The organism is Arthrobacter sp. 2RAF6, assembly GCF_052115205.1.
GTDB lineage: Bacteria > Actinomycetota > Actinomycetes > Actinomycetales > Micrococcaceae > Arthrobacter.
Genome location: NZ_JBFRGF010000011.1, coordinates 52422 through 69031 on the forward strand (window position 1 = coordinate 52422; position 16610 = coordinate 69031).

The following is a 16610-nucleotide window of genomic DNA, read 5'->3' on the forward strand; positions in this document are numbered from 1 at the left end:
CTGAAAGCCCGGAGAACGAGAGAAGGCCCCGTCCGCATGGACGGGGCCTTCTCTGTGCTATCTGCGGGAGCTAGTGGCTAAGGCTCTTGTGCTCTTCGCCGGACTCGATGGCCTCATGGTGGCCGTGTCCGTGAGCGGCTTCAAGCTCGGCCGGCGTTGCCGGAGCAACACGGTCTTCGAAGAACCACTTGGACAATGCCGCGCGGCGCTTCTCCTTCGGCGTGACCACACCGTGCTCGTTCGGCTCGGCCGGCAACGGGGAAGGCGATTCGAAGCCCACAAGCTTGTAGTGCTTATAGTCGTCCAGCGGTGCGTGTACCTCGATGAACTCGCCATGCGGCAGGCGAACGATGCGACCCGTTTCGCGGCCGTGCAGGGCAATCTCACGGTCCTTGCGCTGCAGCGCAAGGGCCACGCGCTTCGTCACCATGAATGCAATGATCGGGCCGATGAAGAACAGAGTGCGCAGCCAGTATGTGACGTCGTTCAGGGCAACGTGGAAGTGCGTTGCGATGAGGTCCGATCCGGCAGCGGCCCACATGACGCAGTACCAGGTAAAGCCTGCGACGCCAATGGCAGTACGGGTAGGAGCGTTACGCGGACGGTCGAGCACGTGGTGCTCACGGTTGTCCTTGGTGACCCAGCGTTCGATCCACGGGTACATGAACAGCACCGTGAAAATGATGCCTGCCGGAACCAACGCGGGCAGCAGCACATTCAGCGTCAGCACGTGGCCGAAGATGATGTATTCGAAGTGGAAGTCGTTGACAACGCCAGGCATGAGTCGCAGGGCACCATCGACGAAGCCGATGTACCAGTCAGGCTGGGTACCTGCCGACACGGGGGAGGGGTCGTACGGCCCGTAGTTCCAGATCGGGTTGATAGTGAACATCGCAGCCATGAGCGCGACGACACCGAACACGATGAAGAAGAAGCCGCCGGCCTTTGCAGCGTAAACCGGTCCCAGAGGGTAACCGACGACGTTGCCGTCGTTGCGACCCGGGCCGGGGTACTGCGTGTGCTTGTGCACAACCACCATGAAGAGGTGGATGACGATCATCAGCAGAATCATGGCCGGGACGAGCAGGATGTGCAGCACGTACAGACGGCCGATGATGGCTGTGCCCGGGAACTCGCCTCCGAAGAGGAAGAACGAGATGTACGTTCCGATCACGGGGATGGACTTGATGACGCCGTCGATGATTCGCAGGCCGTTACCGGAGAGCAGGTCATCGGGAAGCGAATATCCCGTGAAGCCTTCGGCCATGGCCAGGATGAGCAGGACGCCGCCCACCACCCAGTTCATTTCACGCGGCTTGCGGAAAGCGCCCGTGAAGAAGACGCGGAGCATGTGCACACCAAGCGATGCCACGAACAGCAAAGCCGCCCAGTGGTGGACCTGTCGGAAGAACAAGCCGCCGCGGATGTCGAAGGAAATGTTCAGCGACGAGCTGTACGCGACGGACATTTCGACATTGGTCAGCGGGGTGTATGAACCCGCATAGTGGGTCTCAGCCATGGACGGGTCAAAGAAGAACGTCAGGAAGGTACCCGACATGAGGAGAATGACGAAGGAATACAGCGCCACCTCACCGAACATGAAGGACCAGTGGTCGGGGAAGACCTTCCGGCCGAATTCACGCAGGATTCCGGATCCGCCGACGCGCTCGTCAACGAAGTCCGTGATCCGGCCAACCTTGGTTTTGGGTACGAAGGGGACTTCAGCTGTTGATGAGGCGCTCATGCTCGTCACGCTCCCAGTAACTCGGTCCTACAGGTTCTTTGAAATCGCTCGTCGCTACGAGGTAGCCCTCAGCGTCTACCGCGATGGGCAGCTGGGGGAGCGGGCGGCTGGCGGGGCCGAAGATAACCTTGCATTCCTTGGTGAGGTCGAAGGTTGACTGGTGGCACGGGCACAGCAGGTGGTGCGTTTGCTGCTCATAAAGAGCAACGGGGCAACCGACGTGGGTGCAGATCTTGGAGTAGGCAACGATTCCGTTGTAGCTCCAGGTTTCGCGGCCCTTGGAAATCGTCAAGTCATCCGGGTTCAGGCGCATGAGCAAAACGACGGCCTTGGCCTTCGCGTTGAGCTTGCCCTCCTGGAGTTCGTTGAGGCCTTCCGGGATCACGTGGAATGCAGAACCGATGGTGACGTCCGATGCCTTGATCGGAGTTCCGTCGGGGTCACGGGTGAGGCGCTTGAGCTTGCCGTCCTGGGGAGCCCACATAGTGTGTGCGAGCGTGTTGTCCGGGCGGGGACCAAGGTCACCGAATACTGCCAAAGCCGGGAGGGGTGCCAGTGCCACAGCACCCAAAAGGGTGTTGCGGATCAGCGGGCGACGCTTGATGCCGGTTTCCTCGACGATGTCGTCGACGATTCGCACGGCTGCCTGCCGGTCTTCCTCGGTGCGGATGGCGTGGCGCTCTTCCGATACCTCGTGATCCGGCATGAGGGCCTTGGCCCAGTGCACGATGCCGGTGCCGATGCCGAGCATCGCGAATGCGGTGCCAAGGCCAAGCAACAGGTTTTGGGTGCGGATCGTTGCGATCGTGGAGTCTTGCCCAAGATCGATGGCAAAGTACGACACCAGGAAGATCACCGTGCCGATGACGGAGATGCCAAACAGTATGGCCACCTGCCGCTCGGCTCGCTTAGCGGCTCTCGGGTCCGTGTCAGCCAGGCGCAAACGGTGCGGAGGAAGCCCAGGATCTTGGAACTTCTCCACAACATTCTGACCAGCCGTAGCTACGGTGCCCGAGTGGTTCGGACTGCCGTCACTATGGTTGCCCATAATTCGCCTCATCCTTCTCTCGTTGTCCCGGCCGTAACCGGGTTGATGTTCAATTCAAAACTGCTGTGGGGACAGCAGAAGTTTTTGTTGTGCGCTGGCTTAGGACGTACGCGACGTCAGCCAGATGGTGAAGGCGATGATGACGCCGAGGCCTGCAACCCAGACGAAGAGACCTTCGGATACCGGACCCAGGCCTCCGAGGTCGTTTCCACCAGGCGAGCCGTTGGCTTCGATCGTCTTCAGGAAGGTGATGATGTCGCGCTTGCCCTCAGGGGAGATGTTGGCGTCATTGAAGACGGGCATGTTCTGCGGACCGGTGGCCATGGCCTCGTAGATGTGCTGGCCCGAGACGCCAGCCAGTGCCGGAGCGAACTTTCCACGCGTCAAGGCACCGCCTGCGGCTGCAGCGTTGTGGCACATCGCGCAGTTCACGCGGAAGAGTTCGCCGCCCTTGGCGGCATCTCCCTTTTCGTCGAGCAGCGATGCATCGGGAATGGCCGGACCGGCGCCGAGCGAAGCGACGTAAGCCGCCAGTTGCTGGGTCTGCTGGTCGTTGAACTGCCGTGGCTTTTCCTGGGCCTGGGGTCCGTTCATCTGCATGGGCATACGGCCGGTGCCAACCTGGAAGTCAACTGCAGCAGCACCCACGCCGACAAGCGACGGAGCGTCCTTGGTTCCGCTCGCGCCCATGCCGTGGCAGGTGGCGCAGTTTGCGGCGAAGAGCTTGCCGCCCTCTTGGGCGTCGCTGGCGCTGAAGGTAGTGGTGTCTGCCTTCGCCTGGTTGACCGTTGTGGCAACGGCGTAAAGCCCACCAGTGACGAGGAGTCCCAACAGCAGCAGCGCAATGGCTGCCAGTGGATGACGTCGCTTCTGCGAGAGTGCCTTCACGTGGTGGTTCCTTTATTCGATCCTGCGTCGGCTCCGTGAGCCGCTTCTTTAAAATTCATCCTCTTGTGGAACAAGAGTCGGTGCCGGGCTACTTCAGTACGTAGATGACCAGGAAGAGGCCGATCCACACAACATCCACGAAGTGCCAATAGTACGAGGTGACGATTGCCGAGGTCGCTTCAAAGTGTCCGAACTTCTTGGCGGCGTATGCACGGCCAATGATGAACAGGAAGGCGATGAGGCCGCCGATGACGTGAAGACCGTGGAAGCCGGTTGTCATGTAGAACGAGGAACCGTAGGCATTGGCCGAGAGCGTAACGTGCTCGGACACAAGCATTGCGTATTCGGTGGTCTGGCCGGCAACGAAGAAGGCGCCCATGATGAACGTCAGGATGAACCATTCGTTCATGCCCCAGCGGGTGAACTGCAGCACACCACCTCGGCGGCGCGGCTCAAGTCGCTCGGCAGCGAAGACGCCCATCTGGCAAGTGAAGGAACTTGACACAAGGACGATCGTGTTTACAAGCGCAAACGGGAAGTTGAGCTTGCCGGTTTCTTCCGCCCACAACGCACCTGACGTGGAGCGCAGCGTGAAGTACATGGCGAAGAGACCGGCGAAGAACATCAACTCACTGGAAAGCCACACAACGGTTCCAACGGAAACCAAATTGGGGCGATTCAGCGTCGGGTGCGCCGGGGTACTGGGGGCATGGGTCGCAGATGTCACAAGGACATTATGTCTGTAAAAGTCCGGACTTCCCAATGCGAACCGCCATTTGGGGAGACTTTTTCTACAAACACGCGAATTCGCGCGGAAAAGTTCCCGGCGTCCTTAGCATTGGTCACGGAGCTGGGTGGATCGCTAGCATCAAGTGGTGACTTCACAGGCATCTGCAGAGCAGGCAAGCAACTCGTGGCCCGGACTCATCTCCGCATTGATCAACGGGCATGACCTCTCCATCGAGAACACGGCATGGGCGATGAACACGATCATGTCCGGGGAAGCCGCGCCTTCCCAGATTGCCGGTTTCCTGGTTGCCCTGCGCGCCAAAGGGGAAACGGTGGATGAAGTCACCGGACTGGTCGAGGCGATGCTCTCCAACGCCAAAGCTGTGAGCATTCCGGGTGAAAAGCTTGACATCGTGGGCACTGGCGGCGATCGACTCAACACGGTCAACATCTCGACGATGGCTGCCCTTGTGGCAGCCGGTGCGGGCGCGCGCGTCGTCAAGCACGGAAACCGGGCGGCATCGTCGTCGTCGGGCTCCGCCGACGTCTTGGAAGCCTTAGGCGTGAGGCTCGACTTGCCGATCGAGCGCGTGGCCCGCAACGCCGAAGAGGCAGGGATCACCTTCTGTTTCGCCCAGGTATTCCACCCGTCATTCCGGCACACCGGTGTCGTGCGGGCGGAACTTGGCATTCCCACGGCCTTCAACTTCCTGGGACCGATGACCAACCCTGCCCACGTCCAGGCTTCAGCCGTGGGGGTTGCCAACGCCACCATGGCTCCGCTGATCGCCGGGGTCCTGGCGCGCCGGGGGAGCCGCGGATTGGTGTTCCGCGGGGAAGATGGCCTCGATGAACTCACCACCACAGGTCCGTCCACTGTGTGGGAAATCAGGAACGGGCAAGTCACCGAGCAGCGGTTCTCGCCGGCCGATCTTGGGATCGCCGCGGCGACCGTCGCCGATCTTCGAGGCGGCAACGCCGAGGCGAATGCCGCCGTCGTGCGCGAAGTACTTGACGGGAAGCCGGGCCCGGTCCGGGACGCCGTAGTGCTCAACGCCGCAGCAGGCCTCGTGGCCTTCGACACTGCCGCCGACGGGCCGTTCCTGGAGCGAATGAAGTCGGCCTGGCTGCGGGCTGCGGAATCCATTGATTCCGGAGCGGCCATCCGGGTCCTCGACACCTGGGTGGGACTCACTCAAGGGTAGGCATGACGCCAGGATTCTGGCGGTTACTGCTCGAAGCCCAGCGAAAACGCGGCGTCCAGATCATGCTGCGAGTAGGCGCGGAAGGCGATGTGCGTGGTGGTGTGAACCACTGCCGGGACCTTGGAGAGCTTGTCGGCGATGACGTCCGCCAATTCCTCATGCTTCGCCACACGCGCCACGGCAATAAGGTCCCATTCCCCAGTGACGGAGTAGACCTCGCTGATCCCTTGGATGGCGGAGATCTCCTCGGCCGTCTCCGGGATGCGTGAAGCGTCGGTCTTGATCAGGACGAAAGCGGTGATCACTGGGGGCAGCCTTTCCGAAGTGCAGCACTGGACGTAGCAAGCCTAGTCCATCGGCGGGTGCTTAGGACTGGCGGCTCCGTCGACGGAGCCGCACCACGAGGGCGAGCACGGCGCGGTAGCCAAGCAGCAGGATCGCCAAGCTGATCAAGGCGACAATGATGAACGCGAGCACCACGGTCTGTCCGGTAGCCGCACGCAAAAGCATGCCCACGGCCACGGTTCCAATCCATATGGCGACGCCGGCCGGCCAGGTCTGGAAGGGTGCCCGCCAGGCCCTCACAGCGAGCCATCCGATCGTGGCACCGGCAAGAAACGGCCAGGCCGTGGCAAAGACCCCGGTCAGCACATCAGCCCGCTGGTGTGCGTCGCGGCCGATTGCCGCGAAAACAAGAATGAGAACGGCGTCGGCCAGTCCGGCGATGAGGGCGGTGCGGGGCAGGGCGGGTTTTGCAGCAGGCATGGAAACGACACTATCCCGCACTGATGCCGAACTCTAACCGAAAGTCCCACGCATGCCGCGAGGCTCTTGAACCCGCACCTCTTGAACCAAGGTTGAGTACCGCGGAAGACGTGGCTACGACACGTGAAGCGATGCCAACCCCCGGAGGTCCAACATGAGCCACGTCGACGGGAGCCTCGGGCCGGCCGGAACCGAGGAATGGATGGCCTTCATCAAGGACAGCGAGGGCAACACAGTGGGCCTCGTCGGCCGCGAGGCAAGCCGAGCCTGAAAACCAGGACTGCCGCCGTCGGGCACGAAAAAATTCGGCTGTAGATGGTCCCGGCCGGCGCTGTTAGCATGACGAAAAGGTAGCTGATCGTGCTGCCCCCAAACACTGAGGAGCCATGTAATGACCACGAACCTCAACCCCTACATCAGCTTTCGGGACAACGCCAAGGAGGCCATGGCTTTCTACCAATCGGTCTTCGGCGGCGAGCTGACCCAAAGCACGTTCGCGGAGTTCCACGCGAGCGAAGACCCCGCCGAAAGCGACAAGATCATGCACTCGGCACTCAAAACAGACAACGGATTGCTGCTCATGGCCGCAGACACCCCCAACAGCATGGATTACAGCCCGGGAAACAACATCTCGGTTTCGCTCAGTGGCGACGACGAAGCAGAACTTCGCGGCTACTGGGACGGACTGGCCGACGGCGGGACGGTCACGGTGCCGATGGAGAAGGCGCCCTGGGGGGACATCTTCGGGATGCTGACTGATAAGTTCGGGATTGCCTGGCTGGTCAACGTTTCGGGGGAGCAGCCCCAGTAATACAAAAACGGAAAGCGCCCTCCGTCCCGCGCAATGCGGGTCGGAGGGCGCTTCTGTCTTACGGCTATCCGACCGGGTTGGTTGCCTGGCAGGTCTGGTCCTGGGCGGTCTGGGCAACCACATCGTTGGGCTTGGGGGCGGGAAGTGTCGGCTTGTCCCCGCTAGCGAAGTCTTGTCCGGCGTAGAGCTGGACTCCTTGGACACTGGCGACCTGCTCCACGCTCGTCGCTGGCAACCCGAACATTGTGGCGACGTCCGCGGCAACGTCGGCAAATCCGGCACCGTAGTAGACCATGGTCTGTGGCCTTGCATCGGCTTGGATCTTGGCCAGCTTCGTGAATCCACCGGCGGAGAGAATCGATCCGATCTCCTGGCTTCTGCCGGTCACGCCCGTTCCATTGGCGATGGTGATCGGTTGAAGGGCCTTGTCGTATCCGGCTTTCGAAGTTTCCGTGGATGGAGCAGGGGACGCCGCGGCGCTTGGTGCGGGCTGGCTGAGGTCGGGGCTCTTTGTCAGGGCAGCAAAGAAGTTGCCCGCCGCCGGTTGGTCGAGGTCGAGCCGGTTGGGATCGGACGCGGCCGGGACGTTGGGCACGGTGATGAAGTTGACCTTGGCCGGGTCGATGTTCTTGAGCCTGCCCGCGATGGTCAACAGTGCCGGAACCGATGCGAGTCCGTTGTCGACGGTGAGGTTCTTCGTGACTGTATCGGCGATGCCCAGCATCTTCTGGGGGTTTCCGAGCGTTCCGTCCGCTTTGAGCTTCCGCACAAGGGAACCGAGGAACGATTGCTGAGCCTTGATCCGTCCCAGGTCTCCGCCGTCGGAAAATGCATGGCGGGTGCGCAGGAATGCAAGGGCCTGGTCGCCTTCCACCTGTGAAGTGCCCTTGGGCAAATGCAATCCGGAATCGGGGTCGTTGACCGCAGTGCTCACACAGACGTCGACGCCGCCGACGGCCTTGGATAGTTCGGTCACGGCGTTGAAGTCGGCCATCATGAAGTGGTCAACCTCCAAACCCGTGAGCTTGTTGACGGTATCAACCGCGCAGCCGATGCCGGCCTCGGCCATCGCACTGTTGATCATGGCATTTTGCCGTTCAGGGTATTGCTTGCCGGTTTTGTTGTCAGTACAAGCCGGAACGTCGACCAACAAGTCCCGGGGGAAACTGATGACGTTGACATGGTTGTTGTCCGCGGAAATATCCAACAACATCATGACGTCCGATTGGCCGTAGCCCGAGGACTGGTCGGTGGTGCCGAACTGCCCGTTCTTCCCGCTCCTGGTATCGGTACCCAGAACAAGGATTTGAAGCCGGTCCTTGCTGTCGTCCACCGGTCCTTCCGTCCTGATGCCTCCGGCGCCGAGTGCGGATGACGAGATGTTGGACTGAAGGCGCCATACCCAATAGCCTCCAAACGCGATGACTGCGATCAGCAAGACAGCCACTGCGGCGCTGGTGATTTTGAACCAACGGGGCGAACGGCGAAAGCTGAACCGCCGGCTGCGGGCAGCCAGCTTTCCCTGGCCCGGGTAGGCAACAGGGGGTGACTGACCCGGCTCCGGGCTGGGTGCATCGTGGCGAGTGACCAAAAGGGAACTACCTCTCCGGGGGAAATACGGACGGCCCTATTGTAGCCGGGGGGTCTGGGTAGCTTCCGTGAGGCCCGCGGCACCCAGTGCGGATACCACTCAATGATTCAATGGGAACATGACTCTGAGTTCACTCGTGGCGTTCGTCGGATTGTGCGTGATTTTGGCCCTCACTCCGGGCCCTGACTCGTTCCTCGTCTTGAGGTACAGCCTGTCAAACGTCAAGGCTGGCCTCTCAGCGGGTCTCGGTTCCTCACTCGGCAGCATCTTTTGGGCAGGGCTTGTCGGCGTTGGATTGGCGGCCCTTCTGGAGCAGTCGGCCGAGGCCTACCGGGTAGTGAAGATCATTGGTGGGTTGTATCTGATCTACCTGGGGATCAGCGCCTTTATCCACAGCCGGCGCGGGCAGCCAGCCCACCAGGAAGAGGACTTCCCCGGGTCGGTCCCCAAACTGCGCTCAAGCTTCTTCGCGGGACTTGTTTCGTGCATGCTCAATCCTAAAGTTGGCCTGTTTTTCCTCGCTGTAGTGCCCCAGTTCCTTCCTCCCGGGGAAGCATCCCTTGGGCTGACGATGATGCTCGGAGTCATCGACTTCGCAATTTCGATGCTTTACCTCGCAGTCCTGTCCGTAGTGGCAACCAAGGCCGTTCTCTGGCTGAAGAGGCCATCTGTGACGAAAGCACTCGAACGGACCTCTGCCGCGATCCTTACGGCGCTTGGCCTGGGGACGGCGGTTTCAGCAAACAGCTGAGGGGGAATCACCTATTCGTTGTGAATAGTATTTGATCCCGTGGAAGGGGCTGGCAGCGTCCTGTACTTACTGTTCCCGGTATGAGGGCTCTTTCAGTACGCAAGCCGTTGGCTGTGCAATTGTCCATGTTCGTGCTCGCGGGTGCCGTTGGAGCTCTAGGGCTCGGCGCTCCTCCTGCACATGCTGCGCCAACAGCTCTTTCCGTCGCTCCGGATCCAACTCCCACCAAACTAGACTTCGCCAACGTCAATGGAGACACGTGGATCGTACCGGCCGGTGTGCGCTCCATCGATGTCCGGGCCACGGGCTCCGCCGGCGGCGGTGGCGGACCAATCAATATTCCAGGTACCGCTTTTGTTGTGAGCAATGATGGTCCCGGCGGAGCAGGGGCCGACATTCGCGCCACGCTGCAGGTGACGCCCGGCGAGACCCTGAAGATTTACGCTTCAATACCTGGCGGGGGAACAGGGTCGCGACACAACCCAGGCGGCGGGGGACTGGGTTTCATTCGCGGAGGGTCAGGTGGTACCGGTTCCCTCGCTGGATCTGCTGGTGGGGGTGGCGGCGGCGCGAGTGCCGTAGTCAACGGGCAAGGGACGCCGCTTGTTGTCGCCGCCGGTGGGGGCGGAGGTGCAGGCCACGGAGCTGCCTTCGTGTACTGCAACGGCGGTGCGGGCGGTGCCGCCAACCAGAATGGCCAGTCAGCTGACGGGTGGTGTGCGGGCGGGGCACCTGGCGCTGGCTCTGGAGTTATCGGGCCTGTCGGCGCAGCGGGAACCGGCGGTGGTGGAGCCGGAAATTCGTCCAGCGGCGGCGGTGGAGGCGGTGGCGGCGGCGGTTGGCTAAGTGGTTCAGGTGCTCTTGGCAGCCGCGTAGGTGGCGCCGGGGGCGGTGGTGGCGGCGGCGGCAGCAGCTACGTTGACCCCACCGCGAGCAACGTGATCAGGGGCTACAACGCGGGTAGCGGCTGGGTCAGCATCTGGTACACCCCCGACTACGCAACAACGACCAGCGTCGTCGCGACGACGAATCCTTCCATCTTCGGCACTCCCGGCGGCTACGTCGCAACAGTCGTCAACTCCGACCTTGGCATGGCGGTTCCAAGCGGCGAGGTTGCAGTCACGGACAATAGCGGCACGGAGCTTGCAACAGCTCCTGTCGACGCCGCCGGGACCGCCAACATCAGCGCAATCGACCTACCCGCGGGTTCCCACGATCTCACCTTCACTTACCGGCCACGCAACACTGATTCCTACAAATTCCAGTCCTCCATGGCATCCTTGACCCAACTCGTACAGCCTCTCCCCACGCGGTTTGTCAATACGACGGTTTCCGCAGACCTGCTGAGCAAGCCTCCTACGATAACGGGCACGGTGTCTGCTGACACGACCGCGGTGACCGCGAAGGTCGCGACTGCTTCAAGCGCTTCTTCTCCTGCTGTGCCCACGGGGCACGTGACGTTGACTTTGAACGGCAACGTCCTCGGAACGGCACTCCTGGATTCACGAGGCGACTTCACAATCGCGATCCCCTGGGTTGAGGGCAACCGCACAGTTCAACTCAGCTACGACGGCGACACCAACTTCAGGCCCGCAGAACCGGTCACGGTCCAAGTGAACGCCGCGCGGGCCCAAGCGACCGTCCTTCTTGTTCCATCGTCAACTTCCGTCGTGGAAGGCCGAACCGTGGACGTACGGGTAAACGTCGCCGCGAGCAGTTCACTCCCGGTGCAGCCAGGCGGAACCGTCATTGTGACAGTTGACAACCAGGTCCGTCTGCCCGCGGTGACCCTGGTCTCCGGCTCGGTCACTGTCCCCCTTCCGGCGCTGTCCACGGGGAACCACGAAATAAAAGTGGACTACTCAGGCGACGCCTATTTCCTGCCCGCTTCGGGAGCGCCCGCTTCAATTGCCGTGAAGGCTCCGGTCGTGCCCACGGTTCCGGCAGCAGTGCCCGGCGTGGCGGGCACGGCGTCGTCCACCGTGGTCTTGCCCGCAGCGTCGACGGCGTCGTTCGGCACCTTGGCGTACACCGGGTCCAACGGTCCCGTCTTTGCCGAATTGGGACTCGGGGCCGTTGCCGCGCTCGTCCTGGGTTTGTTCCTCCGGCTCTGGAGCCGACCCCCACACCTTGGCGGACCCCGCGGCCCACAGGGAAGAAAAGGGTGATTTGCCCATAAAATGGCGGCATGGCGTCACGCACGGTCGTACATCCCGGACTATCAAACGATGACACTCCCGCCGCTGTATTGAAACGCACACGCCAATACAGCGGCGGGATTGTTGTGCTCACCGGGATCCAGGGGATAGGAAAAACGACGTGGTGCTTGCAGCTCATGGATACCCTGAAGCGGGCGAACGTAGTGGCATGCAGTGCGGACGCTTTTGAAAGTACCCTTCCACTCTCCTTTGTTGACAAGCTTCTTGTAGCTCTAGGCCATCGCGAGGCCGAGCCCCTCTCAGATCCTGTCATTGCCGCACGCCAACTATTGTCTGCGCTAGCTTCCCGGCCCAAGAACATAAGTTGCATTGTCATAGACAATGCCCAATGGATAGATGAACGCTCCGCCAGGGCCCTGCGGTTCGTGCTTCAGAGACTCGCCGACGACAAGATCACAGTTGTCTTGGCAGGCGTCTCAGGAGCCGGTACCGCCGCCATCGATCGGATGGTGAGTGATGACCTGTCCTGGGGCATTATCAAACGGGTCACCCTGGAACCGCTGAGTCCTGAACAGGTGCAGGACTACGTGGCGCGAGTCTGGGATCGGACGATGTCGGCGCGCACTGCGGAACGGCTTCGAGGGAGCACCGGAGGTACTCCCTTGTTGATCAACGCCGCAATGGAGCATGCCGCCGGGCCGGAATATTCCGCCCGGGACCCCTGGCCCGATGCGATACCGTATGTCGCCCCCGGAAACAATCCATTTGCCACCATGCTCGACGCATTGGAGCTTGGACCTGCCCGATCCGTCGTCGAGCTTGTGTGTGTCAGTCGCGACCCGATTGAACAAGAGCGCGTGCAGCGGATTGGGGACGCTTTGAATGAACCAATGGACGTCGCGGCGGCACTGTCGAGCGGGCTGGTCCGCGGCACACGGACCGGGCAGACCGTGCAATTGCGCCCGTTTCATGATCTGCTCGCAGTCGGGGTACGGGACAATCTCAAGAGCCAACGCTTGTCTTCCATCCACCGCGCAATTGCAGGCGAAGTCGATGACCCGAGACTTGCTTTGCAGCATCGATTGCTTGTACAGGAACCCGGGACGGCCGAACTTTTTGCCGAGGTGACCTCCGGCGTCGACCACGCTTTGGCCGACGGCCAGCCGGAACTCGCGTTGCAATACCTACGCTCGGCGATAGACAGGTTCTGCGGAAGCCGCCGGGACGACTGCATCATCGAAGCCTGTCTCGTTGCGTCCGTCCACCATTGCATTGCCGAAGTGATGGACCTTCTGCCTCAGGTGCAATCCATGCTTCCCGGCGCAGTGCGGGACTTCGCGCTGCTGCAGTTGCTCCAAATGAGGCCGGACCTGGACCGTGTCGGCCAATTTGCCGAGGAGCTGATCGCCAAAGAACTGGACCACCCTGACGAGGCCCTGTTGCGGGCCCACATTTCGTTGGCGATAGTCGTCTCACGGATGGTCTCCGACGATAAGTCCTCCACCGCCGTCGCTGTCGCCCAGGCGCACCGATACTTGGAGCATCTGGGCCAGACCAACGGGGCAGTCCACGACCCCCGGCTTCGGCACCTGCCGTCAGGAACGCATCTAGGCCTGCAATTCGATGGATTCAACCTCATCGGCGCAAGCGGTACCCGGGATCCCGAGCTGATCTCGAAGGCTTTCGCGTCGCTCAGCGCACGGATCGCTGATGCGAACGACAGTACTGCCCTGGCCGACGCGCTGACCTGCAGAGCCGGCTTCCTCAGCGTTACTGGTGGCATCGAGCAGGCCACGGTCGATCTGGAGAGGGCCATGGAGGTCTCCGCCTCGACCGGGGCGGGCCTGGCAACCGGGCACACCAGGGTCGTGCTTGCATACTGCTATTTCCTGTTGGGAAGAGTGCAGGAAATGCTGACGGTGATCCGCACGGCGCAATTGCTCTCCCTGGATGTCAGCGATGTCTCCTCCCGCCCCCTTGTCTTCTCAATGTCCGCGGTCCTCGAGGCAGTGCAAGGCCGTTCGGAAACATACGACGCTGCGTTGCGCCGCGCGGAAGAAGTCCGAATCAGCGAATATGACACTTTTGGAGTCGAACTCAGTGGCCTTGCAAGGCTCGAACGGGCCCGTTCCTTGGCTGAATGGCAACAGCAGTTGGAAGCATCCGAGACGATCACTTTGGCCACGCCGTCGATGCACAGCTACAGGATTGACGCCTTGGCTGGACTAGGTCGGGCGGAGGAAGCGGACAGGTTGTTACAAGCCTGCAAGGACATGAACGGCCGCGGATGGTGGCCAGTGTATGGCTCGCTGGACTGGTTGGAAGGCAGGGTCAGCGAAGCGTATGGACTTTCAAGCCAGGCGGCCAAGTTCTACCGGCTCGCGGCGAAGGAATCACGCTTCCCGTTGTCGCAAGGTATTGCCCACCTCGATCTTGGCCGGCTGCTCATCTCGCTTGGAAATACGAAAGCCGGTGGTACCGCACTGAGGGGCGCCGTACGGATCTTCCTTGCACTCGGTGCCGCCCCGTACCTCAGCCGCGCGATGAAGTTGCTCGACGGGATGAGCGACAGGCCCGGCAATCCGTACCTACAGGCATTCGAGTCCCTTACCGGACGGGAACGGGAAATCGCCTTCTATGCCGAACGCGGCATGACCAATAAGCAAATCGCCGCCCAGCTATTTGTTTCGCCGGCAACTGTGAACTTCCATATTCGGAATGTCCTGGCCAAGCTTGGCCTCCGCTCCCGCCGGGAACTCGGTCAGCTATTCACTGCCGGCTTTGAAGGCTCCGCCCCGAGCCAAGCCCGCACGCCCCAGCGTCATCGCTTCTGATCATCGCGCCGTTTCAATGCTCCGCGCTCAATGCTCCGCGTTCAATGCTCCGCAGCGACGGCCGGAACGCTGCGGTCAAACGCCGTCAGGAGCACCATCGATGCACCGATGGCGAGCAGAATCCAGGCCAGCGCGTGGAAACCCGCGTCGGTGGCAGACGGCCCGAAAGATATGCCGATGAGGCTTGAGGAGCCGATCGCGCCCAGGTACATTGACGTCCGCAGCAACCCCGAGGCAACCGCAATCTCCGCGGCGGTCGTTTGCAGGTACAGCGCCGCCTGATTGGCGAAGCTGCTGAAACCGTTGGTCAGGCCCAGCAGGAGGGTCATCCCGATGAGCAGCGCGACGCCGGAGCCGTGGTTCACGAGCAGCATCACGCCGGCGGAGAGTGTCAACGCGACGCCTGCAAGGATCAACGGCCAACGGACCCACGCCCGACCCGAGACGACCCGCGCCACGACGATGCTCAGAAGGCTCAGCGGAATCAGAACCAGCCCTACCATCGCCGGATTCAGTCCCATGCTTTGTTCCATCCACTGGCTGGCCCCGTACATCGAGGCGTACGTTGCCAGTGCCGCCAGGATCGAACGCAGGTAGGTACGCTGCAACGGCCCGTTCCTGCCCAGCATCCGGACGTCGATCAGCGGACTGCGCGCATGGCGTTCCCGCAACAGCAGCACCCCCGCCAGCACCACGGCGAGGACGGCAAGCCACCAGGCCGGCGTCGTGAGCGCCGAAAGGAACACCAGCAGCGAGATGATCGCACCAGCAAAGAGGGCGATCCCCGGCAGGTCCAGCATGGTGAGCAGGCTACCCAGGCCCTGTTTGCGAACGGGCGCGTCTTTCGCCACTCCGAGCAAAGTGAAGGTGAAGGCAAGCAGGGCCAGCGGAATGTTGACTGCGAACAGGGCCCGCCAGCCGAACGCGCCGGCCAGCACTCCACCAAGGGGCAAGCCGACGACGGCGGTCACCTGGGCTGCGATCGAAAAGTTGCCCAGGACGCGGCCCGGCACGCCGATGCCGGACTCGTCGGCCCGCCTGCGGACCAGCGCCATCGCCGTCGGGTAGCACGCTGAAGTCCCGACGCCAATGAGTGCCCGCGAGATGAGGAGCACGCCCAGGTTTGGAGCCAGCACGCCTACAACCCCAGCCAGCAGAAGGACGGCGACGCCGGAGAGGAACACGCGCCTGGGCCCAAAGAGGACAGAGAGTTTGCCCAAGGTCGGTTGGGCTACTGCGCTGCATAGGTACAGGACGGATATGAGCTCGGCGGTGGCGCCCGGACTCGAGTGAAAGTCAGCCCCGATGCCCACCAGCGCAGTGGCGATCATCGAGCTGTTGATCGGGTTCAGGGTGGAGCCAAGCAGCAGGGGTGCCGTGAACCTCCATCCCAGCGGGTTCGAAGACAGATTCCCATGGTCGGAAGCCGGGGCGCCGGCCGCGTTCCGTGGGGGAGCAAGTGGTGAATTGCCCGAGTCCGCCGACAGGCTCGCTGGCCGGGCAGCGTCGGGCGCGGTCACGGCCGGGTGGCTTCGAGCACGTCCAGGATTTCTTGCGTCGTTCCGCCCTCGCCCAGACGGGGGAAGATCGTCGTGACGGAGTTTTCGTGGGCGTTCATCGTCAGATCTGTCATCGCGTCGAGAGCGAGGGTGACGTTAAGGCCGGCTTCGTGGGCGCTTCGCGCGGTGGATTCCACACCAATGCTGGTGGCTACACCGGTCAGCACCACTTGGGTCACACCAAGGTCTTCCAAGAGTGCGCCGAGACCGGTGTTGGTGAAGGCACCCCATGTCTTCTTAGTGACCAGGTGATCGCTTGGTTGCTGGTTCAGTTCAGGCAGGAGTTCGGCGAAATCGGCGGGGAACTCCCTTCCCCCGCTGCTGCCTTGATCTGTCCGGCCGGGCGCACCGCCGGTGACGTTGACCAGCACCACGGGCAGTCCCTGGCTGCGGAAGGCATCCGCGAGTGCAGCGGAGTTCCGAACCACTGGCTCAAGTGGATGAGCTTTCGGAGAGGCAACTATTCCCCGCTGAAGGTCAACAATAATCAGGGCGGTCTGCGGGTCCAACGTGGTGATGGGCATGT

Annotated in this window: 14 protein-coding genes; 5 read left to right on the forward strand and 9 right to left on the reverse strand. The window is 62.0% G+C overall.

The genetic code is table 11. From position 1 onward, the window contains the following. Positions 1-70: 70 nt before the first annotated feature. The 4 genes from qcrB to ctaE all read right to left on the reverse strand — a co-directional run bounded on the left by qcrB (position 71) and on the right by ctaE (position 4443). Positions 71-1744: a cytochrome bc1 complex cytochrome b subunit gene (gene qcrB, locus AB4Z38_RS10250; protein WP_441429608.1), complete on the reverse strand. Its 1674-nt coding sequence runs from the start codon at positions 1742-1744 to the stop codon at positions 71-73. Continuing rightward, the gene (gene qcrA, locus AB4Z38_RS10255) at positions 1722-2792 is read right to left on the reverse strand and encodes a cytochrome bc1 complex Rieske iron-sulfur subunit (protein WP_441429609.1); all 1071 of its coding nucleotides are present in this window, start codon (positions 2790-2792) and stop codon (positions 1722-1724) included. Before qcrA ends, qcrB begins: the two co-directional genes overlap by 23 nt. A gap of 99 nt (positions 2793-2891) precedes the next feature. Beyond that, entirely contained in the window at positions 2892-3680 is a 789-nt protein-coding gene (gene qcrC, locus AB4Z38_RS10260; RefSeq protein WP_345447421.1) for a cytochrome bc1 complex diheme cytochrome c subunit, read from the reverse strand. Between the two features lie 88 nt (positions 3681-3768). After that, complete coding sequence (gene ctaE, locus AB4Z38_RS10265; RefSeq protein WP_441429610.1) at positions 3769-4443, reverse strand: aa3-type cytochrome oxidase subunit III; 675 nt, start codon at positions 4441-4443, stop codon at positions 3769-3771. Positions 4444-4555: 112 nt separating this feature from the next. Here ctaE and trpD point away from each other — a divergent pair, with 112 nt between their 5' ends. After that, positions 4556-5614: an anthranilate phosphoribosyltransferase gene (gene trpD, locus AB4Z38_RS10270; RefSeq protein WP_441429611.1), complete on the forward strand. Its 1059-nt coding sequence runs from the start codon at positions 4556-4558 to the stop codon at positions 5612-5614. A 23-nt stretch (positions 5615-5637) separates the two neighbouring features. Here trpD and AB4Z38_RS10275 read toward each other — a convergent pair whose 3' ends face one another. After that, on the reverse strand, positions 5638-5919 hold the full coding sequence (locus AB4Z38_RS10275) for an Lrp/AsnC family transcriptional regulator (protein ID WP_078108932.1): 282 nt from the start codon (positions 5917-5919) through the stop codon (positions 5638-5640). A 61-nt stretch (positions 5920-5980) separates the two neighbouring features. After that, positions 5981-6379, reverse strand: a complete 399-nt coding sequence (locus tag AB4Z38_RS10280) for a DUF3054 domain-containing protein (protein WP_441429612.1) — start codon at positions 6377-6379, stop codon at positions 5981-5983. A gap of 391 nt (positions 6380-6770) precedes the next feature. Between AB4Z38_RS10280 and AB4Z38_RS10285 the strand changes: the two genes are divergently transcribed. After that, entirely contained in the window at positions 6771-7190 is a 420-nt protein-coding gene (locus tag AB4Z38_RS10285) for a VOC family protein (RefSeq protein ID WP_284982903.1), read from the forward strand. A 64-nt stretch (positions 7191-7254) separates the two neighbouring features. Here the strand turns inward: AB4Z38_RS10285 and AB4Z38_RS10290 are convergent, their stop codons facing one another. Further along, positions 7255-8781, reverse strand: a complete 1527-nt coding sequence (locus AB4Z38_RS10290; RefSeq protein WP_441429613.1) for an LCP family protein — start codon at positions 8779-8781, stop codon at positions 7255-7257. A gap of 118 nt (positions 8782-8899) precedes the next feature. On the opposite strand from AB4Z38_RS10290, the gene AB4Z38_RS10295 reads away from it, so the two are divergent. From AB4Z38_RS10295 to AB4Z38_RS10305, 3 genes are all read left to right on the forward strand, one after another. Next, complete coding sequence (locus tag AB4Z38_RS10295; RefSeq protein WP_441429614.1) at positions 8900-9532, forward strand: LysE family translocator; 633 nt, start codon at positions 8900-8902, stop codon at positions 9530-9532. 113 nt (positions 9533-9645) lie between these two features. Then, positions 9646-11700 carry an Ig-like domain-containing protein gene (locus tag AB4Z38_RS10300; protein WP_441429615.1) on the forward strand — a complete coding sequence of 685 codons (2055 nt, stop codon included), beginning with the start codon at positions 9646-9648 and terminating at the stop codon, positions 11698-11700. Between the two features lie 20 nt (positions 11701-11720). Beyond that, on the forward strand, positions 11721-14525 hold the full coding sequence (locus AB4Z38_RS10305; RefSeq protein WP_441429616.1) for a LuxR C-terminal-related transcriptional regulator: 2805 nt from the start codon (positions 11721-11723) through the stop codon (positions 14523-14525). A gap of 41 nt (positions 14526-14566) precedes the next feature. Here AB4Z38_RS10305 and AB4Z38_RS10310 read toward each other — a convergent pair whose 3' ends face one another. Both AB4Z38_RS10310 and AB4Z38_RS10315 read right to left on the reverse strand, forming a co-directional pair. After that, positions 14567-16045: an MFS transporter gene (locus AB4Z38_RS10310; protein ID WP_441429617.1), complete on the reverse strand. Its 1479-nt coding sequence runs from the start codon at positions 16043-16045 to the stop codon at positions 14567-14569. Continuing rightward, the gene (locus tag AB4Z38_RS10315) at positions 16042-16608 is read right to left on the reverse strand and encodes a cysteine hydrolase family protein (protein ID WP_441429668.1); all 567 of its coding nucleotides are present in this window, start codon (positions 16606-16608) and stop codon (positions 16042-16044) included. The genes AB4Z38_RS10310 and AB4Z38_RS10315 overlap by 4 nt, the downstream gene beginning before the upstream one ends. Between the last annotated feature and the right edge of the window lie 2 nt (positions 16609-16610).

Coding starts and splice junctions, on each gene's coding strand:
- qcrB (WP_441429608.1), bottom strand. CDS start 1,744: ATGAGCGCCTCATCAACAGCTGAAGTCCCCTTCGTACCCAAAACCAAG.
- qcrA (WP_441429609.1), bottom strand. CDS start 2,792: ATGGGCAACCATAGTGACGGCAGTCCGAACCACTCGGGCACCGTAGCT.
- AB4Z38_RS10280 (WP_441429612.1), bottom strand. CDS start 6,379: ATGCCTGCTGCAAAACCCGCCCTGCCCCGCACCGCCCTCATCGCCGGA.
- AB4Z38_RS10285 (WP_284982903.1), top strand. CDS start 6,771: ATGACCACGAACCTCAACCCCTACATCAGCTTTCGGGACAACGCCAAG.
- AB4Z38_RS10295 (WP_441429614.1), top strand. CDS start 8,900: ATGACTCTGAGTTCACTCGTGGCGTTCGTCGGATTGTGCGTGATTTTG.
- AB4Z38_RS10305 (WP_441429616.1), top strand. CDS start 11,721: ATGGCGTCACGCACGGTCGTACATCCCGGACTATCAAACGATGACACT.
- AB4Z38_RS10315 (WP_441429668.1), bottom strand. CDS start 16,608: ATGCCCATCACCACGTTGGACCCGCAGACCGCCCTGATTATTGTTGAC.